The following is an 18,545-nucleotide window of genomic DNA, read 5'->3' as shown; positions in this document are numbered from 1 at the left end:
ACGGTGGTGTGTCGGGGCGCCGGCGCTCGGGCCTGCCGGTCCGCCGGTCCGCCGGCTCGGCGGTTCGGCCGTTTACGCGGCGCGCAGCCGGGCCGCCGCGTGGGCGACGTTGCGGGCGATCTCCTCCTCGTCGACCCGGGAGAGGTGCCCCTGTTCGACCACCTCGCGGCCGTTCACCAGCAGCAGGGTCAGCGGTGCCGCCGCACCCAGGACCAGGGCCGCGACCGGGTCGACGATCCCCGAGTGCAGTACGCCGTCCACCCGCCACATGGCCAGGTCGGCGAGCTTGCCGGGCTCCAACGAGCCGATCTCGCGCTCGCGACCGAGCACCTTCGCGCCGCCCATCGTGCCCAGTCGCAGTGACTGACGGACCGTCATCGCCGCCGGGCCGCCCCGCAGCCGGGCGATCAGCAGGGCGTTGCGCAGTTCCGTACCCAGCTCGCCCGACTCGTTGGAGGCGGTGCCGTCGACGCCCAGGCCGACCGGCACGCCGGCGGCCACCATCTCCGGCACCCGGGCGATGCCCGCGGCGATTCGGGCGTTGGAGGACGGGCAGTGCGCCACGCCGGTGCCGGTGGCGGCGAACTTGGTGATGTCCGAGTCGTTCATGTGCACGCAGTGCGCCATCCACACGTCCTCGCCCAGCCAGCCCACGCTCTCCAGGTAGTCGGTGGGACCCATGCCGAACCTCTCCCGGCAAAACGCCTCCTCCTCCACCGTCTCCGACCCGTGGGTGTGCAGTCGCACGCCCTTGGCTCGGGCCAACTCGGCTGCTCCGCACAGGAGTTCCGGAGTGACGGAGAACGGAGAGCAGGGCGCGGCGGTGACTCGCACCATCGAGTCGAAGGACGCGTCGTGCCATCTGTCGATCGCCCCGGCGGTCGCGGCGAGTGCCGCGTCGGTGTCCTCGACGCACGCGTCCGGGGGCAGCCCGCCCTGCGACCGGCCCAGGTCCATCGAGCCGCGGGTGGGCTGGAAGCGCATGCCAAGTTCGGCCAGCGCGCGGATCTCCGCCCCCAGGATGTCGCCGCCGTCCTTGGGGAAGACGTACGCGTGATCCGTGGAGGTGGTGCAGCCCGAGCGCAACAGCGCGGCGGCCGAGCCCTGTGCGGCGGCGTAACACATCTCGTCGTCGATCTTCGCCCAGGTGGGGTACAGCGTCACGAGCCAGTCGAAGAGGTTGCACTCCTGGGCGAGGCCGCGGGTGATCCACTGGTAGAAGTGGTGGTGGGTGTTGACCAGGCCCGGGGTGACCAGGTGGCCGGTTCCGTCGACCCGGCGCACCACGTTCTCCAAGCCGGCCGGGGCGGCTCCGGCGCCGACCGACTCGATGCGGTTGCCGGCGGTCACGATGTGGCCGAAGGCGTATTCGGTGTCGCGTGCGTCGACGGTGGCGATCGCGCAGTTCTCGATGACGACGCGCCCGGTGGCGGCGGACGTCGCGGCGGAGTTCCCTGCGGCGTTCCCGGCGGAGGTCCCTACAGACATGGGCAGTCCCTTTGCGGCAGCGGTCCGATGTGCGAACGTACCGCCGTCTGGTCCTGCCTGCTGCGGGCCCCGGAGGCGGGACGGCGGATGAGAATCCTCCGGGGTAATGCCCGAGCAGTGTGTGTTCAGTCCACCGGAATCAGCGGAGTGACGCCCTCGCGGTGCACCGTGCCCTCGATCAGACCGTAGGGTCGGTCGGCGGCGTAGTACACCTCCTTGTCGTTCTTGACGCCGATCTGCTCCATGTCGACGAGGAAGTTGTGCTTGTTCGGCAGGGACAGCCGAACCTCGTCCACCTCGTGCCGCCCGGTCAGGACCCGGTTGGCCATCGCGTACAGGGTCTGCTGGAGCGAGTAGGAGTAGGTCTCGGCGAACGCCTCCAGCAGGTGTCGGCGCACCTGGGCGTACGAGCGCTCCCAGTTCGGCTCGACCGCGTCGTCGCCCGCGTCGAAGGAGAACCGCCAGCGGGCGGTGACCTGGGTCGCCAGGATCCGGTCGTACGCCTCCCGGAGCGTGGTGTATCGGTCCTTGATGTAGCCCCAGAACTCGGAGGACGTCGTGTTCATCACGATCAGGTCCTTGAGCCCGGATATCACCCGGACCCGCCCGTGTTCCCAGACGATCTCGGTGGTCCGGGTCTCGCCGCCGTCGCGGACGAACGAGTGTTGGATCTCGTCCGCGCCGATGAAGCGGTTGCGCGAGGGAGCGGCGGGGATCCGGTTCCACGGGTACTCCTCGATCCGTACCCGGGCCCGGGTGATCGAGGGCTGCGACTCGACGAAGTGCCGGGCCAGGCGCACGCCGTAGCCCTCGGCCGAGTCGATGCCGTGTTCCCGTGCGAAGGCGAACACGGTGTTCTTCATGGTGTCGGTCGGCAGCACGTTGTCGTTGCCGCCGGTGAAGTGGGTGTCGGACAACTCGCCCGACAGTGCGACGCTGACGTTGAGATCCTTGACCTCGTGCCGTTCGGTGTCGCGGCGGACCCGCACCACGCGGGTCTCCGCCTTTCCGTACTGATTCTGGCCGAGCACCATCGGCATGCCTGTCAGCTCCCTCGATAAACGGAGTATCCGTACGGGTTGAGCAAGAGCGGTACGTGGTAGCGGGTGCCGGGGTCAGCGGTGAAGACCACCTGGACCTCCGGGAAGAACGGCGTCTCGCCGCGGGCACGGCGGTACGCGGCGACGTCGAAGACCAGCCGGACGTCGACCGGTCCGGCGTCGGGTCGAACACCCAGCGGAGGCAGGTCCGGGCAGCGGCCGTCGGCGTCGGTGGCGGACGTGCCGAGCACGGTCCACGTTCCGTCGGCCGCGCGCCGGGACAACTCGACCGGGACGTCGGTCGCCGGTCGGCCCTCGCTGGTGTCCAGGATGTGGGTGGAGATCACGTGGAGATCAGCCCTTCCAGACGCAGGCGGTTGATTTTCCGCAACTCCTCGCGGGTGACCTCCCACTCGAACGCCGGTTCGTTGTCGAGTCGGTGCCGCAGTTCGGCGAGCATCTCCGCAGCGCTGCGACCACTCGCGCAGATCAGGAAGACCCGGCCGAACCGGTTCTCGTACGCGATGTTCCCGGCCCGCAGTTCGGCCAACACCGCGTCACCCGCCCGGTGGACGCCCGACTGTTCGCGCGCCGACTGCGGATCGTCGTGGCGCGGGCGGCCGATCACGGCATGGCCGTCGATCGCCTCCTGGAGATCGGCGGCGGTCAGTGCGGCGACCGCCTCGTCGGAACTCGTGTACAGCTTGTCCGGCTCCCCGTACGGCCGGCCCGCGAGCACCGCGCCGATCCAGGCGCCGCTCGCACAGACCTCGCCGAGCAGCCGAATCGCCTCGTCGGTGGACGCCTCGTCGAGCCTGTCGAGTCCTGGCGCAGATGACATCTCGGGAACCTCCCCACTGGGCGGGCACCCCCACCCGGAGTCGAACGCCGCACCGGAGCGGGCACCCCGATGCGACGATGGCCGGAACGCTAGGCGCTCCGAATCACCCCCGTCAACAGTTTGTTGAAGCCGATCACCCACCCGACCGAACGTCGGCCGCGCGAAAACGCCCCGAGCCGAACCGGTGGTGGGCCGGTCGGTCGGGGCGGGGTGTGCGGTGTCGAGGCGTGCTCGTCGACGGAGAGGTCAGGGGCGGGTTTCGCGGTTGAGGTAGTTGTAGACGGTGAAGCGGCTTACGCCCAGGGCGGCGGCTACGGTTTCGACGCCGTGGCGGATGGTGAAGGCGCCGCGTTGTTCGAGGGTGCGGACGACGCGTTGTTTGGCTTCGCGGTCGAGGTCGGCCAGGGGGCCGTATTGGCGGGCCGCGTCGCCGAGGAGGCGGTCGAGGGCGCTGTCCAGGCCGGGGAGGCGGACGGCGACGACCGGTTCGCCCTCCCAGTCCAGGATCACGTCCTCGGGGCCGGCCTCCTCCGGGGCGACGAGGCGGGCGCCGATCGCGGTCACCAGGGGCTTGATCGCGGCGGACAGCGGGTGGTCGGCGGGGGTCACGCGTGGCCTCCCGGTGTTTCCGGCACGGTGGTGACCTGTACCGAGATCCGGCTCGCGCCGACGCCGAGCGCGCCTCGCAACACCCGGTCGAGTGCGGCGAGGACGGCGTCCGCCTCGCCCTCGGCGGTCGTGCCGAACGGGCCGACCTCCACGTCGAGGCCCGCCTCGTCGATGACCCGTCGGGCCTCCAGGGCATGGGCCGGCACGCCGTCCAGGTCGAACGGTTCGGTCGAGAACTCAATCCGCAATCGCACGCCCGAACCCTAGCGCCCGCTCCCGGATCGGCGCCCGGCGTGCGGCGGCGAGCTCCGGCGAGTGGACCGCGCCGGGACCGGGCTGCCACGGTCGACCTTGACAAACTGTTGAAGGCGCATGGCATGATTCCGATGAGCAGAATCTTACTTCCGCATTGTGGAACCGACGTGGAAGGGGTGATCCCGTGAGCGCTCGTGGACTGCGCTTCGACATCAATCTCTCGATCCTCTTCACCGAGCTCCCGCTCCTCGAACGGCCCGCTGCCGCCGCGTCGGCCGGCTTCACCGAGATCGAGCTGTGGTGGCCCTTCGCCGGCCCGACCCCCGCCGACGCCGAACTGGACGCGCTCTCCCGGGCGATCCGCGACGCCGGCGTCGATCTGGTCGGACTCAACTTCGACGCCGGCGACATGCCCGCCGGCGACCGGGGCCTGCTGTCCCGGCCCTCCGGGTCGGCGCGCTTCCGGGACAACATCGAGGTCGCGACCGGCTTCGCCGAGAGCCTGGGCTGCCGCGCGCTCAACGCGCTGTACGGCAACCGCGAGGACGGCGTGGACCCGCAGGCCCAGGACGAACTGGCCCTGGCGAACCTGGCCTCGGCCGCCCGGGCCGCCCATCGCATCGGCGCGGTCGTACTGATCGAGTCGATCAGCGCGCCGGAGAACCCGCGATACCCGCTGGTCACCGCCGCCGACGCGGTGGCCGTCGTGGACAAGGTCAACGCCGAGACCGGGCTGGGCAACACCACCTTCCTGTGCGACCTGTACCACCTGGCCCGCAACGGCGAGGACCTCGCCGCCGTGATCGACACGCACGTCGACCGGTTCGGCCACGTGCAGATCGCCGACACCCCCGGGCGGGGCCAACCCGGCACCGGCGAGCTGGATTTCGAAGACCTGTTCCGCCGACTCGTCGCCGCCGGGTACACCGGGCGCGTCGGCCTCGAATACAAGCCCGTCGGCCCGAGCGCGGACAGCTTCGGCTGGCTCCCGCGCGAGCTGCGCGGCACCGAGGGAGGGGCCGGATGACCGGCACGAGCAAGAGCGTCGCGTTCATCGGACTGGGCATCATGGGCGGCCCGATGGCCGCCCACCTGGTCCGGGCCGGCCATCGGGTGACCGGCGTCAACCTGGAACAGGACGCGGTGGACCGGCTGATCGCGGCCGGCGGCCGGGGCGCGGCGAACATCGCCGAGGCGGTGCGCGACGCGGACGTGGTGATCACCATGGTCCCGGCCGACCCGCACGTCGAGCAGGTGATGTTCGGCGCCGACGGCGTGTTGGCCGCGGCCCGGCCCGGCACCCTGGTGATCGACATGAGTTCGATCAAGCCCGCCACCTCGATCGCGGTGGCCGAGGCCGGCGCCGAGCGGCGACTGCGGGTGCTGGACGCGCCGGTCAGCGGGGGCGAGGCGGGCGCGATCGAGGCGGTGCTCTCCATCATGGTCGGCGGCGAGGCGGCGGACTTCGCCGCCGCACTGCCCCTGTTCGAGGTGCTCGGCAAGACCGTCGTACACGTCGGGCCGCACGGTGCCGGTCAGACGGTCAAGGCGGCGAACCAACTGATCGTCGCCGGCAACATCCAACTCGTCGCCGAGGCACTGCTGTTCCTCGAACGCGCGGGAGTGGACACCGAGGCCGGCCTGCGGGTGCTCGCCGGCGGCCTGGCCGGCAGCACCGTCCTGGACCGCAAGGCCCGGGTGATGCGCGAGCGCGACTTCAGACCCGGATTCCGCATCGACCTGCACCACAAGGACATGGGCATCGTCACCGAGTCGGCCCGCGAGTTCGATCTCGTGCTGCCGCTCGCCGGCCTCACCGCGCAACTGGTCGCGTCGCTGCGCGCCCAGGGCGGCGGCGGCCTGGACCACTCCGGTCTGCTGCTCGGCCTGGAACGGCTCAACGGCGGCTCCGACGACAGTAGTTCGAAGCAGGGAGACAACTGATGGCACCCCGTCGTGTTCCGGTCATGAACGCCGTCGTGGAGGTGCTCGCGTCCGAAGGCGTGGACACCGCGTTCGGCTGCCCGGGTGCGGCGATCCTGCCGCTCTACGCGGCCCTGGAAGCGGTCGGCGGCATCGAGCACCTGATCGTCCGGCACGAAGAGGGCGCGACCCACATGGCCGACGGCTGGGCCCGCACCAACGGCGGGGTCGGCGTGGCGATCGGCACCTCCGGCCCGGCCGGCACCAACATGATCACCGGCCTGTACACCGCGCTCGCCGACTCCATCCCGATCGTGTGCATCACCGGCCAGGCCGTCTCGAGCAAGCTGCACCAGGAGGCGTTCCAGGCGGTCGACATCGTGGAGATCGCCAAGCCGGTGACCAAGTGGGCGGTGCAGGTCAAGGAGGCCGCACAGGCGCCCTGGATCTTCCGCGAGGCGTTCCGGCTGGCCCGCTCCGGCCGACCCGGCCCGGTGCTCATCGACCTGCCGCTGGACGTGCAGAAGCAGGAGATCTGGTGGGACCCGGAGGTGGACGCGCCGCTGCCGGTCACCGAGGTGCTGCCGCACCAGCCGCGTGTGGAGGCCGCCCTGGACCTGCTGCTCGCCGCCGAGCGCCCGCTACTGCTCTCCGGCGGCGGCGTGATTACCGGCGAGGCGCACGAGGAACTGGTCGAACTGGCCGAACTGCTCCAGATCCCGGTCCAGGTCACCCTGATGGGCAAGGGCTCGATCGACGAGAACCACCCGCTCTACAGCGGGATGACCGGCGTGCAGACCTCGCAGCGCTACGGCAACGCCTCGTTCCTGGAGTCCGACCTGGTGCTCGCGCTCGGCGCGCGCTTCGGCGACCGGCACACCGGCACCCTGGACGTCTACCGGGGCACCCGCACGTTCATCCACGTCGACATCGAGCCGACCCAGCTCGGCAAGGTCTTCGAGCCGGACCTGGGCATCGTCTCGGACACCCGGCACTTCCTCCAGGCGATCCTGGCCACCGCGAAGGAGCGCGGCATCCGCCGCGAGGCCGGCGCGTGGGTCGCCCGGATCCGGGAGCTGCGCGCGACGCTGACCCGGCGCGAGGACTTCGACAGCGTGCCGATCAAGGCGCCGCGCGTGTACAAGGAGATCAACGAGATCTTCGACGAGGACACCTACTTCGTCACCGCGATCGGCCTCTACCAGATCTGGGGCGGCCAGCACCAGAAGGCGTACAAGCCGCGCCACTACCAGGTCTGCGGCCAGGCGGGCCCGCTCGGCTGGGAGATCCCGGCGGCGATCGGCGTCAAGAAGGCGCTCAAGCACAGCGACCCGGACGCCGAGGTGGTCGGCATCGTCGGCGACTACGGCTTCCAGTATCTGGTCGAGGAACTCGCGGTCGCGGCGCAGTACAACGTGCCGTTCGTGATCATCATGATCAACAACGAGTACCTGGGCCTGATCCGGCAGGCGTCCATCCCGTACGAGATGAACTACCAGGTCGACATCCACTACGACGAGGTCGGCACCGACAACGTCAAGTTGATGGAGGCGTACGGCTGTTCGGGCCGGCGGGTGGTCGAGCCGGACGAGATCGCCCCGACCGTCGAATGGGCCCGCAAGGAGGCGCGCCGCACCTCGCGCCCGGTCCTGGTGGAGATCATGATCGAGCGCGAGGCGAACACGCCGCACGGGCCCGCGATCGACGCGGTCAAGGAGTTCGAGCCGGTTGCGTAGTCGGACCCGGCGCGACCGAACCGGAGCGGGGCGGGCCGAATCGGCCGGACCGTCTCCCGGGGTTCGTCCCGCTCCCCATCGATTCCGCCCGGTGACGTCGACCCATTCCAGGTGTCGCGCCCGCGTCGCCGGGCGGTTTCCCGGCCCTGTCATCTCCCCGGTCGCGGCAGCCACGTAGTTGACTGTTGCCTCTGCCGGCACACCCGAAGGAGCAGCGCATGGGACCGGTCGTCGTCCTGGCCCCCGACAAGTTCAAGGGGACCCTGACCGCGGTACAGGCCGCGACCAGGATCGGTGCCGGGATCCGGCGGGGTCGCCCGGACGCGCAGGTGCGGATGTTGCCGATCGCCGACGGCGGGGAGGGCACCGTGGACGCGGCGGTGGCGGCCGGCTTCGCGCGCGTCCCGGCGCGGGTCACCGGTCCCACCGGGCGGCCGGTCGCGGCGGCGCTGGCGGTGCGCGATCGCACGGCCGTGGTCGAGTTGGCCCAGTCCTCGGGGCTCGCGCTGCTTCCGGACGGGCCCGCGCCGCTGACGGCGGACACCGCCGGGGTGGGCGAGCTGATCGCCCGGGCGCTGGAGCTGGGTTGCACCCGGATCGTGCTCGGGCTGGGCGGCTCGGCCTCCACCGACGGCGGGTCGGGGTTGGCTCGCGCGCTGGGGGTGCGCCTGTTGGACGCGGCGGGCGCGGAGTTGCCGCCCGGCGGGGCCGCGCTGCTGCGCCTGGACCGGATCGAGCGGGGCGACCTGGCGGCCCGGCTGGCCGGCGTCGAGGTGGTGATCGCCTCGGACGTGGACAATCCGCTGCTCGGCCCGAAGGGCGCCGCAGCGGTGTACGGGCCGCAGAAGGGCGCCACGTCGGAGGACGTACGGGTACTGGACGCCGCGCTCGCGCGCTGGGCCGAGGTGGTCGCGCCCGAACTGACCGAGGTGCCCGGCGCGGGAGCCGCGGGCGGGGCGGGCTACGGCGCGCTGGCGTTTCTCGGCGCACGGGTGCGGCCCGGCATCGCCGTGCTGCTCGAACTCCTCGGTTTCGACGAACTGCTCGACGGAGCACGGCTCGTGGTCACCGGGGAGGGCAGCCTGGATCGGCAGACCCTGCACGGCAAGGCGCCGGCGGGGGTGGCCGCCGCCGCCCGGGCACGGGGTGTACCCGTGGCGGTGGTGTGCGGCCGCGTCGAGTTGAGCGGGGTCCAACTCGACGCGGCCGGCATCGTGGCGGCCTACGCGCTGGCCGACCTCGGCCCGGACAGTATGACCAATGCCGGCGAACTCGCGGAGCACGCAGGCGAGTTGCTTGCCAAGGACCTGCTGGGAGAGCAGCCCGCCCACCCGCGCACGGCGGACTCGGAGGACGCGTCGTGACCCACACCCCCACGCTCGTATTGCGCTCGCGCCGAGTCTTCACCCCGGCCGGTGAGCGGCCGGCCGACGTGGTCGTGGCCGGCGATCGGATCGTGGACGTGCTGCCGCACCGCACCGCGACCGGCGCACCGGTCGAGGAGCTGGGCGAACTCGCCCTGCTGCCGGGCCTGGTGGACACCCACGTGCACATCAACGAGCCGGGCCGCACCGCGTGGGAGGGCTTCACCAGTGCGACCCGGGCCGCGGCCGCCGGCGGCGTCACCACGCTGATCGACATGCCGCTGAACTCGATCCCGGCCACCGTCACGGTCGACGCGCTGCGGGTCAAGCAGGAGGTCGCCCGCGGCCGGGTCTACGTGGACGTGGGCTTCTGGGGCGGCGCGATCCCGGGCAACACCGACCAATTGGAGCCGCTGCATCGGGCCGGCGTGTACGGCTTCAAGAGTTTCCTCGCGCCGTCCGGCGTCGACGAGTTCCCGCACGTGAACGCGGCCGAACTGGACCGGGCGCTGACCGAACAGGCCCGACTGGGCGCGCTGGCCATCATCCACGCCGAGGCGCCGCACGTGCTGGACGCCGCTCCACAGGTACCCGGCCGGGCGTACGCCGACTTTCTGGCCTCCCGACCGGACGCGGCGGAGACCGTCGCGGTGGAGCAACTGCTCGACACCGCCGGGCGCACCGGTGCCCGCGTACACATCCTGCACGTGTCCTCGGCCGAGGTGCTGCCGCTCCTGGACGCCGCCCGCGCGGCCGGGATCGCGGTCACCGCCGAGACCTGCCCGCACTATCTGACCCTGGTCGCCGAGGGTGTCCCGGCCGGTGACACCGCGTTCAAGTGTTGCCCGCCGATCCGCTCCCGGGACAACCGGGACCGGCTGTGGCGCGGGATCGAGGCGGGTTCGTTCGCCGCCGTGGTCTCCGACCACTCGCCGTGCACCGCCGATCTCAAGCGGCTGGACGTGGGCGACTTCGCCGCGGCGTGGGGCGGGATCGCGTCGCTGCAACTGGGTCTGCCCACGGTGTGGACCCAGGCCCGGGCCCGCGGTATCGCGCTGGCCGACGTGGTCGCGCTGATGTCCGCCGGTCCGGCCCGGCTGGTGGGCCTGGCCCGCAAGGGCGCGATCGCACCCGGGTACGACGCCGACCTGGTCGCCTTCGATCCGGACGCGGTGTTCACCGTGGACCCGGCCGGGCTGCACCACCGCAACCCGGTCACCCCGTACGCGGGCCGCGCGCTCACCGGCGTGGTCCGCACCACCTGGCTCGCGGGCGCGCCCGTGGACGTGCACGGCAGCCCGCGCGGGCGGCTCCTGGACCGGACGGAGACCGCCTCGTGAGCACCGCCGGGACGCGCCACCGACGCGGCCACGGCCCGCCCCCTCCCGGTCCCGAGTCCGCATCGAGGTTCGCCAACTCCCGCCCAGGCCAAGGAGATCGACCGTGAGCACCGATTTCACCGAACACGTCAACCTGGCTGCCCGCGCCCTCGGAGCCGGCGTGGTGGCCGCCAACGACGAGTGGTTCGCCGAGAAGGAGAACCTGCTCCGGGCCGAACCGCCGGTCTTCGCCCCGCATACGTTCGGCCCCAAGGGTCAGATCATGGACGGCTGGGAGACCCGCCGCCGGCGCGGCACCTCGGCCGAACATCCGCATCCCGGGCCGGACGCGCACGACTGGGCGATCGTTCGGCTCGGCGTGCCGGGCGTGTTGCGCGGGATCGTGGTGGACACCGCGTTCTTCACCGGCAACTACCCGCCGAGCGCCTCGGTGGAGGCCGCGGCCGTGCCCGGCACCCCCTCCCCGGCGGAACTGCTCGACCCGGCCGTGCGGTGGACCACGGTGGTCGCGCGCACCGACCTCAAGGGGGACACCGCGCACCCGTTCGCGGTCACCGCCGAACAGCGGTTCACCCACGTGCGGCTGAACATCTTCCCGGACGGCGGGGTGGCCCGGCTGCGCGTGTACGGCGACGCGGTACCGGACCCGGCCTGGCTGGACGGGCTCACCGTGGACCTGGCCGCGCAGGAGTACGGCGCGGTGGCCGAGGCGGCCAGCGACCGATACTTCTCCTCGCCGCACAACCTCAACGCGCCGGGCCGCTCGCGGGTGATGGGCGAGGGCTGGGAGACCCGGCGCCGACGCGACGACGGGCACGACTGGGTACGGGTGCGCCTGGTCGGGCAGGCCGAGATCCTGGCCGCCGAAATCGACATCGACAACTACCTGGGCAACGCGCCGGGTTGGATCGCGCTCGTCGGCAGCGACGCGGGTGTGGACCCGGACGCGTGGTTCGAACTGTTGCCCCGCACCCGGGTCCAGCCGGACACCCGGCACCGCTTCCGACTCGCCGACGCGCGACCCGTCACGCACGTGCGGATCGAGGTCTTCCCGGATGGCGGGGTGGCCCGACTGCGGCTGCCGGGTCGGTTGACCGAGGCCGGCCTGACCGCCCTTCGGAACCGTTTCCACACCCCCGACGCCGGCATCTCTCCGAATAGCTGACAGGGAGTCAACTCCGTTATGGGCAAGCCGATACTGACGACGGAGGCCGGTGCCCCGGTCTCCGACAACCAGAACAGCGCGGCGGCCGGGGCCGGCGGGCCGTTGCTGCTCCAGGACCAGTACCTGATCGAGAAGTTGGCCCGGTTCAATCGCGAGCGCATCCCGGAGCGGGTGGTGCACGCGCGCGGCTCGGGCGCGTACGGCGTGTTCGAGGTGACCGAGGACGTCAGCCGCTACACCCGCGCGCACTTCCTGGGCGCGGTGGGTCGACGCACCGAGGTGTTCCAGCGCTTCTCCACCGTGGCGGGCAACCTGGGTGCGGGCGACGCGGTTCGCGATCCGCGCGGCTTCGCGCTGAAGTTCTATACCGAGGAGGGCAATTACGACCTCGTCGGCAACAACACCCCGGTGTTCTTCATCAAGGATCCGCTGAAGTTCCCGGACTTCATCCACTCGCAGAAGCGCGACCCGTACACCGGCAGCACCGAACCGGAGAACGTATGGGACTTCTGGTCGCACTCGCCGGAGGCCACCCACCAGATCACCTGGCTGTTCGGCGACCGCGGCATCCCGGCGTCCTACCGGCACATGAACGGCTTCGGCTCGCACGCCTACCAGTGGGTCGATGCCGCCGGCGAGGTGTTCTGGGTCAAGTATCACTTCCTGACCAACCAGGGCGTACGCAGTCTGACCAGCGCCGAAGGCGCGGAACTCGCGGGCGAGGACCCGGACTCGCATCAGCGGGACCTGCATCAGGCCATCGAGCGTGGGGTGTTCCCGTCCTGGACGCTGTTCGTCCAGGTGATGCCGGCCGCCGACGCGCCGCGCTACCGATTCAACCCGTTCGACCTGACCAAGGTGTGGCCGCACGCCGACCACCCGCTGCTCAAGGTCGGCACGCTGACCCTGAACCGTAATCCGGAGAACGTGTTCGCCGAGGTCGAGCAGGCCGCGTTCAGCCCGAACAACTTCGTGCCGGGGATCGGACCCAGTCCGGACAAGATGCTCCAGGGGCGGCTGTTCGCCTACGCGGACGCGCACCGCTACCGCCTGGGCGTCAACCACACGCAACTCGCGGTGAACGCGCCCAAGGCGACCACGGCCGTCAACCACGGCCGGGACGGCGCGCACGCGAGCAACGTGGCCGGGCGGGCCCGGAATTACGAGCCGAACAGCTTCGGCGGGCCGTACCAGAGCGACGCGGCGTTGTCCGCACCGCTCGCGGTGACCGGCCACACCGGCACCCACCCGGCGCCGACGCACGCCAAGGACGACGACTTCTTCCAGGCGGGCGAGTTGTATCGGCTGATGTCCGAGGCGGAACGGGCCCGACTGGTCGAGAACATCGCGGGCAGCCTGGGGCAGGTCAACCGGGACGACATCGTGGACCGAGTGCTCCGGCACTTCCACACGGCGGATCCGGAGTACGGGGAACGGGTGGCCAAGGCGGTCTCGGCGGTCCGGGACGCCTGAGGCGGCAGGCGACGGACGGCACACGGCAGACGGTCCGCGGCACACCACCGACCGCGGATCGCGCACCGCGGCGAGGAACCTCGCGAAGCCCGATCGGGTCGGGTCGGCGCGCGCTCGGACGTCCTCGGACGCCGGGCGCGCGCTCGGCCGTTCGCCCGACGGCCGAACGGGTGGGCGCGGGCCGACGAGTACGGCCGAACCCAGTTACCTAGCCACTTCCACGCCCCTCCAGTCTCACCCGTTCGGGTAATGGCCGGCCACGGTCACACCGGCAACGATGGACCGCGAAATCTGGTTCATCCAGGGGAGGCGGAATCGTTGTCGATCGATGCTGGGGCCGGCACGGAAGGTGCAGCCCAGGACACGCAGGCTCGTTCGAGTCTTGCGACGGCGGCGGCGCGGAATCTCGCGACCACCACCAAGACGGTCCCGCAGATGCAGGACATCACGTCGCGGTGGCTGCTGAAGATGTTGCCGTGGGTCCAAGTGTCGGGTGGTACGTACCGGGTCAACCGCCGGTTGAGTTACCGGGTGGGCGACGGACGTGTGCAGTTCGTCCAGACCGGGTCCGAAGTCCGGGTCATCCCGGGCGAGTTGGGCGAGCTGGCACCGCTGCGCGGATTCGCGGACGACGAGGTGCTGCGCGCGTTGGCCGACCGCTTCGTGCGGCGCGAGTACGCGGCCGGGGAGACGCTCGCGACGATCGGCGAGCCGAACGACCGGGTGGTGCTGGTCGTGCACGGCAAGGTGGCCAGGTCGGGGGAGGGCCCGTACGGCGATCGCACCTCGCTCGGTCTGCACGGCGACGGTGACCACTTCGGCGAGAAGATGCTCGTCGACCCGGAATCGTCGTGGGAATACACGGCGACCGCGGCGACCTCGGTGATCGTGCTGGAACTGCCCAGGGACGCGTTCGAGGGGGTGCGCGCCGACAGTCTGCGCGAGCATCTTGCCGAATACGCGGCGGGCAGCAGCCGTCCGCAGAACGCCAAGGGTGAGGCGGAGATCCCGATGTCCGCCGGCCACCACGGCGAGGCGGTGCTGCCGGGCAGCTTCGTGGACTACGAACTCAACCCGCGCGAATACGAGTTGAGCGCGGCGCAGACCGTGTTGCGGGTGCACAGCCGGGTGGCCGACCTGTACAACCAGCCGATGGATCAGATCGAGCAGCAGCTTCGACTGACCATCGAGGCGTTGCGCGAGCGGCAGGAACACGAGCTGATCAACAACCCCGAATTCGGTCTGCTGCACAACGCGGACTACGAGCAGCGCATCCAGGCCCAGGCCGGCCCGCCGACGCCGGACGACATGGACGAACTGCTCAGTCGCCGGCGCGGCTCCCGGCTGTTCCTGGCCCACCCGCGCACCATCGCCGCGTTCGGCCGCGAGTGCAGCCGGCTCGGCCTGTACCCGACCACGGTCGACGTGGGCGGCAACCAGATCCCGGCCTGGCGCGGCGTGCCGATCTTCCCGTGCAACAAGATCCCGATCTCCGAGGCGCGCACCAGTTCGATCCTGGTGCTGCGTACGGGTGAGGACGACCAGGGTGTGGTGGGTCTGCACCAGACCGGTCTGCCGGACGAATACCAGCCCGGCCTGTCGGTGCGTTTCATGGGTATCAACGAGCAGGCGCTGATCTCCTACCTGGTCACGGCCTACTACTCGGCGGCGGTGCTGGTGCCCGACGCGCTGGGTGTGCTGGAGAACGTGGAGATCTCCCAGGCTCGGTGACAAAGGTCATGAATGCTACGAAGGTGTGTCGGATGGGTTGTTTGCGGTTATAGGTCGGGCTGGACGTTGCGCGATCAACGGACGCGCACGGTGGACCGCGACAGGAGACCCGAGACATGGGCATCGACGACAACATCCGCAACAAGGCCCGGAACGCCGGCGGCCAGGCCAAGGAGAAGCTCGGCGAGGCCACCGGCAACGAGGATCTCCGCGACGAGGGCCAACAGGATCAGGGCGAGGCGAAGGCCAAGGAGGCCGTCGCCGGTGCCAAGGACAAGGCCAACGAGGCGATCAACAAGATCAAGGGCTCCCTCAAGCGCGATTGAGCCCACCCGACCCCCACCGCGAGGCCCCTTCGAGGGCCTCGCGGCGCTTTGGGGTCGGGTCGGGTTTCAGGGGGTGGGGCGGTGGTTGGCGTGCCGCGGGGTGAGGGCGGGGACGATGAGGAGGGCGGCCCAGAGCCGGTGGATGTGGGACCAGTCGTCGGCGTCGGCGTCGGGCCATGGCCACAGGGAGGCGGGGAGGGCGAGGGTGCCGGTCAGGAGGGTCGGCAGGGCCCCGACCGCGAGGGCGGCGGCGGGCTTGCCGGGGACGCGGTGCACCGCCGACGCGGCGGCGGCCAGGGCGGTGCAGGTCAGTACGGCGGCTTCGAGGGTGAGGCCGGCCCAGGGCAGTGCCCGGTCGGAGCGCACCGTGCCGACGGCCACCACGGCGGCCCAGGCGAGCCCGACCGGGAGCAGCGCGAGGAGCGTACGCAGGCCCTGTCGCAGCCCGCGGGACACGGGCAGCGCGGCGGTGCTCGCCTTTATCGGGTCGATCAGGGCGAACGCGGAGGCGGCGCCCGACAGCACGGCCGCGACGCGGACACAGGTCACGACGCGCGGTCGACGGTGCGTCCGGTCATGCCGCCCGGTGGATCGGGCCGGCGGCCGTGCGCAGGGGCAGGCCGGTGCCGCCGTTGTGGGTGGCCACCACCTCGGCGAAGACGGACAGCGCCGTCTCCTCGGGGGTGCGGGCGCCCAGGTCCAGGCCGATCGGGGAGTGCAGTGCCGCCAACTGCTGTTCGCCCAGGCCGGTTTCGCGGAGCCGGGCGTGGCGCGCCGCATGGGTGCGGCGGGAGCCCATCGCGCCGACATAGGCCAGGTCCAGCCGCAGCGCGAGCTCCAGCAGCGGGATGTCGAACTTCGGGTCGTGGGTGAGCACCGTGACCACCGTGCGGCGGTCCAGCGTGTCCGCGATCGAGGCCAGGTGCCGGTGCGGCCAGTCGACCACCACCTCGTCCGCCTCCGGGAACCGGCGCCGCGTCGCGAACACCTCCCGGGCGTCGCACACGCTCACGTGATAGCCGAGCAACTTGCCCACCCGGGTCACCGCCGCCGCGAAGTCGATCGCGCCGTAGACCAACAGCCGCGGCGGCGGCGTGCGACTCTCGACGAAGATCGTCAGGTCGTCCGGACCCGCCTCCGGGCACGGCCGACCGTCCGGGCGCAGCGTGGTCGATCCGGTCCGGCCCGCGTGCAGCATGGCCCGGGCCGTTGCGACCACCGCCGCGTCCAGTGCGGGATCGGCGCCGTACGTCCCGGTCGCACCCGCGTCGGCGACCACCGCGATCACCCGGCCCAACAGCCCGGCCGGCCCGGCGACGACCCGGGCCGCGGCCACGGGGACGCCCCGCTCGGCCGCGGCCAACGCCGCCTCGACGGCGACGTCACCGCCGGGCTGCACGAACACGTCCAGCACTCCGCCGCAGGTCAACCCGACGGCGAAGGCGTCCTCGTCGCTGTAGCCGAAGCGCTGGAGCACCGGGATACCGCTCTCCAGCGCCTCGCGGCACAGCTCGTACACCGCGCCCTCCACACACCCGCCCGAGACGCTGCCCACGACCGTGCCGTCGGCGGCCACCGCGAGCGCCGCACCCGGGGGGCGGGGTGCGCTCCCGCTGACGCCGACGACGGTGGCCAGGGCGTATGGCGTTCCCGCACGGCGCCAGGCCGCGAGTTCGGTCCCGAGGTCGAGCATCGACGTCTCCTTGGGGGTGGTGGCGCGGTCGGTGGGCCTAGCTGACGCCCAACCACTCCTTGATCGGATGCAGCGCGAAGAACACCAGGAACGCCAGGGTGAGCACCCACATCAGTGGACCGATGTCGCGGAACCTGCCCTGGGCGGCCTTGATCAGGGTGTAGACGATCACACCGGCGGCGACGCCCGCGGTGATCGAGTAGGTGAACGGCATCAGCACGATGGTCAGGAACGCCGGGATCGCCGCCGCCCTGTCGTCCCAGTCGATGTGCTTGACCTGGGTGATCATCATCGAGCCGATCACCACGAGCGCGGCGGCCGCGACCTGGTCCGGGACCACGCCCGCGATCGGCGTGAAGAACAACATCAGACCGAAGATGCCGCCGGTGACCACGCTGGACAGCCCCGTGCGTGCGCCGTCGCCGACCCCGGTGGCCGATTCGATGAACACCGTCTGACCGGACGAACCGGTCACCCCACCGACGATGCCCCCCGCACCGTCGATGGCCAGCGCCTTGGACAGGCCGGGCATCCGGCCCTTGTCGTCCACCAGCTTGGCCTCGTTGCCGATCCCGATGATGGTCGCCATCGCGTCGAAGAAGCCCGCGAACACCAGGGTGAACACCAGCACCGAGGCGGTGATGCCGCCGGCTTCGGAGAAGCCGCCGAACACGCTCACCTCACCGAACAGCCCGAAGTCCGGTGAGTCGACCACCTTGTCCGGCAGGTTCGGGACGCCACCGCCCCAGGTCTTGTCGGATATGTCGACGATCGCGTTGATCACCATGGCCAGCAGCGTGCCGAAGACCAGGCCGATCAGGATCGCGCCGCGGATGTTGCGCGCCATCAGCAGGAAGATGGCGAGCACGGTGACCGCGAAGATCAGTACCGGCCAGCCGGCCAGCTCACCGGCCGGGCCCAGGGTGACCGGCGGCCCGCCCGGCGCGGCGTTCTCGGTCACCACGCCGGCCTTGTTCAGGCCGATCATCGCGATGAACAGCCCGATGCCGATGGTGATCGCGTGCTTGAGCGCCATCGGGATGGCGTTCATGATCCGCTCGCGCAGCCCGGAGACCACCATCAGCATGATGATCAGGCCGTAGATGACACACAGACCCATCGCCTGCGGCCAGGTCATCTCGGCGGCGACCTGATTGCCCACCACGCCCGCCACGGACAGACCCGCGGCGAGGGCGAGCGGCACGTTGCCGATCAGACCCATCGCGACCGTGGTGATGAACGCCGCCAGCGCGGTCATCGTGGTGACCTGCGCCGGATCGAGCCGATTCCCGTCGACGTCCTTGCCGCCGAGCAGGATCGGATTGAGCAGCAGGATGTACGCCATCGCCATGAACGTGGTGAGGCCGCCGCGCAGTTCGCGGCCCACCGAGCTGCCGCGGGCGCTGATCCTGAAATACCTGTCCAACGCGCCCGAGTCGGCCGAGCCCGCCGGCGGCGGGTCCTGGGCGAGTCCGGCCCCGGATCCGTGTGGCGGATGCGGGGGATTTTCGCCGGGTTCCGTCGGAACCGAGGTCTGAGCCACTTCCCACTCCCAAGTGTC

The 18,545-nt window shown here is 71.2% G+C and carries 18 protein-coding genes; 9 read left to right on the top strand and 9 right to left on the bottom strand.

The annotated features are described in order from the left end of the window. Positions 1-72 precede the first annotated feature (72 nt). The 6 genes from ABZ374_RS31760 to ABZ374_RS31735 all read right to left on the bottom strand — a co-directional run bounded on the left by ABZ374_RS31760 (position 73) and on the right by ABZ374_RS31735 (position 4,232). Positions 73-1,488 carry an 8-oxoguanine deaminase gene (locus ABZ374_RS31760; protein ID WP_360317593.1) on the bottom strand — a complete coding sequence of 472 codons (1,416 nt, stop codon included), beginning with the start codon at positions 1,486-1,488 and terminating at the stop codon, positions 73-75. Between the two features lie 125 nt (positions 1,489-1,613). Continuing rightward, positions 1,614-2,528 carry a factor-independent urate hydroxylase gene (pucL, locus tag ABZ374_RS31755; protein ID WP_360317591.1) on the bottom strand — a complete coding sequence of 305 codons (915 nt, stop codon included), beginning with the start codon at positions 2,526-2,528 and terminating at the stop codon, positions 1,614-1,616. Between the two features lie 5 nt (positions 2,529-2,533). After that, a complete protein-coding gene (gene uraH / locus ABZ374_RS31750) occupies positions 2,534-2,875 on the bottom strand; it encodes a hydroxyisourate hydrolase (RefSeq protein ID WP_360317589.1) in 342 nt (113 codons plus the stop codon). After that, a complete protein-coding gene (uraD, locus tag ABZ374_RS31745) occupies positions 2,872-3,369 on the bottom strand; it encodes a 2-oxo-4-hydroxy-4-carboxy-5-ureidoimidazoline decarboxylase (RefSeq protein WP_360317587.1) in 498 nt (165 codons plus the stop codon). Before uraD ends, uraH begins: the two co-directional genes overlap by 4 nt. Positions 3,370-3,615: 246 nt before the next feature. Beyond that, positions 3,616-3,978 (bottom strand): helix-turn-helix domain-containing protein, encoded by a 363-nt coding sequence (locus ABZ374_RS31740; RefSeq protein WP_360317584.1) that lies wholly within the window; start codon positions 3,976-3,978, stop codon positions 3,616-3,618. Next, positions 3,975-4,232, bottom strand: coding sequence for a thiamine-binding protein (locus ABZ374_RS31735; RefSeq protein ID WP_360317582.1), 258 nt, complete (start codon positions 4,230-4,232; stop codon positions 3,975-3,977). Before ABZ374_RS31735 ends, ABZ374_RS31740 begins: the two co-directional genes overlap by 4 nt. A 185-nt stretch (positions 4,233-4,417) precedes the next feature. On the opposite strand from ABZ374_RS31735, the gene ABZ374_RS31730 reads away from it, so the two are divergent. From ABZ374_RS31730 to ABZ374_RS31690, 9 genes are all read left to right on the top strand, one after another. Continuing rightward, the gene (locus ABZ374_RS31730; protein ID WP_360317579.1) at positions 4,418-5,260 is read left to right on the top strand and encodes a TIM barrel protein; all 843 of its coding nucleotides are present in this window, start codon (positions 4,418-4,420) and stop codon (positions 5,258-5,260) included. Beyond that, positions 5,257-6,177 carry a 2-hydroxy-3-oxopropionate reductase gene (locus ABZ374_RS31725; protein WP_360317576.1) on the top strand — a complete coding sequence of 307 codons (921 nt, stop codon included), beginning with the start codon at positions 5,257-5,259 and terminating at the stop codon, positions 6,175-6,177. Before ABZ374_RS31730 ends, ABZ374_RS31725 begins: the two co-directional genes overlap by 4 nt. Positions 6,178-6,200: 23 nt before the next feature. Continuing rightward, entirely contained in the window at positions 6,201-7,892 is a 1,692-nt protein-coding gene (gene gcl / locus ABZ374_RS31720) for a glyoxylate carboligase (RefSeq protein WP_360317573.1), read from the top strand. 218 nt (positions 7,893-8,110) lie between these two features. Next, positions 8,111-9,256, top strand: coding sequence for a glycerate kinase (locus ABZ374_RS31715; RefSeq protein ID WP_360317570.1), 1,146 nt, complete (start codon positions 8,111-8,113; stop codon positions 9,254-9,256). Next, the gene (gene allB, locus ABZ374_RS31710) at positions 9,253-10,596 is read left to right on the top strand and encodes an allantoinase AllB (protein WP_360317568.1); all 1,344 of its coding nucleotides are present in this window, start codon (positions 9,253-9,255) and stop codon (positions 10,594-10,596) included. Before ABZ374_RS31715 ends, allB begins: the two co-directional genes overlap by 4 nt. A gap of 103 nt (positions 10,597-10,699) precedes the next feature. Then, positions 10,700-11,761 carry an allantoicase gene (alc, locus tag ABZ374_RS31705; RefSeq protein WP_360317565.1) on the top strand — a complete coding sequence of 354 codons (1,062 nt, stop codon included), beginning with the start codon at positions 10,700-10,702 and terminating at the stop codon, positions 11,759-11,761. Between the two features lie 18 nt (positions 11,762-11,779). Then, entirely contained in the window at positions 11,780-13,234 is a 1,455-nt protein-coding gene (locus tag ABZ374_RS31700) for a catalase (protein ID WP_360317562.1), read from the top strand. A gap of 318 nt (positions 13,235-13,552) precedes the next feature. Continuing rightward, positions 13,553-14,965, top strand: a complete 1,413-nt coding sequence (locus ABZ374_RS31695; RefSeq protein ID WP_360317560.1) for a family 2B encapsulin nanocompartment shell protein — start codon at positions 13,553-13,555, stop codon at positions 14,963-14,965. Positions 14,966-15,081: 116 nt separating this feature from the next. After that, positions 15,082-15,291, top strand: a complete 210-nt coding sequence (locus ABZ374_RS31690; protein WP_360317557.1) for a CsbD family protein — start codon at positions 15,082-15,084, stop codon at positions 15,289-15,291. Positions 15,292-15,357: 66 nt separating this feature from the next. Here ABZ374_RS31690 and ABZ374_RS31685 read toward each other — a convergent pair whose 3' ends face one another. From ABZ374_RS31685 to ABZ374_RS31675, 3 genes are read right to left on the bottom strand one after another with little or no spacing between them, the layout of a single operon-like run. Continuing rightward, positions 15,358-15,840, bottom strand: coding sequence for a hypothetical protein (locus ABZ374_RS31685; protein ID WP_360317554.1), 483 nt, complete (start codon positions 15,838-15,840; stop codon positions 15,358-15,360). A 25-nt stretch (positions 15,841-15,865) separates the two neighbouring features. Then, entirely contained in the window at positions 15,866-16,984 is a 1,119-nt protein-coding gene (locus tag ABZ374_RS31680) for an XdhC/CoxI family protein (RefSeq protein ID WP_360317551.1), read from the bottom strand. A 37-nt stretch (positions 16,985-17,021) separates the two neighbouring features. Further along, the gene (locus tag ABZ374_RS31675; protein ID WP_360317548.1) at positions 17,022-18,410 is read right to left on the bottom strand and encodes an NCS2 family permease; all 1,389 of its coding nucleotides are present in this window, start codon (positions 18,408-18,410) and stop codon (positions 17,022-17,024) included. Positions 18,411-18,545: the final 135 nt, after the last annotated feature.

Source organism: Embleya sp. NPDC005971 (genome assembly GCF_040629175.1).
Lineage (GTDB): Bacteria > Actinomycetota > Actinomycetes > Streptomycetales > Streptomycetaceae > Embleya.
The sequence above is the reverse complement of the archived record's forward strand: the minus strand, read 5'-3'. Positions and strand labels throughout refer to the sequence as shown.

What these genes read in the sequence shown, in the direction of transcription:
- ABZ374_RS31760 (WP_360317593.1), bottom strand. Translation starts at nt 1,488, where the DNA reads ATGTCTGTAGGGACCTCCGCCGGGAACGCCGCAGGGAACTCCGCCGCG.
- pucL (WP_360317591.1), bottom strand. Translation starts at nt 2,528, where the DNA reads ATGCCGATGGTGCTCGGCCAGAATCAGTACGGAAAGGCGGAGACCCGC.
- uraD (WP_360317587.1), bottom strand. Translation starts at nt 3,369, where the DNA reads ATGTCATCTGCGCCAGGACTCGACAGGCTCGACGAGGCGTCCACCGAC.
- ABZ374_RS31725 (WP_360317576.1), top strand. Translation starts at nt 5,257, where the DNA reads ATGACCGGCACGAGCAAGAGCGTCGCGTTCATCGGACTGGGCATCATG.
- gcl (WP_360317573.1), top strand. Translation starts at nt 6,201, where the DNA reads ATGAACGCCGTCGTGGAGGTGCTCGCGTCCGAAGGCGTGGACACCGCG.
- ABZ374_RS31715 (WP_360317570.1), top strand. Translation starts at nt 8,111, where the DNA reads ATGGGACCGGTCGTCGTCCTGGCCCCCGACAAGTTCAAGGGGACCCTG.
- ABZ374_RS31700 (WP_360317562.1), top strand. Translation starts at nt 11,780, where the DNA reads ATGGGCAAGCCGATACTGACGACGGAGGCCGGTGCCCCGGTCTCCGAC.
- ABZ374_RS31690 (WP_360317557.1), top strand. Translation starts at nt 15,082, where the DNA reads ATGGGCATCGACGACAACATCCGCAACAAGGCCCGGAACGCCGGCGGC.
- ABZ374_RS31680 (WP_360317551.1), bottom strand. Translation starts at nt 16,984, where the DNA reads ATGCTCGACCTCGGGACCGAACTCGCGGCCTGGCGCCGTGCGGGAACG.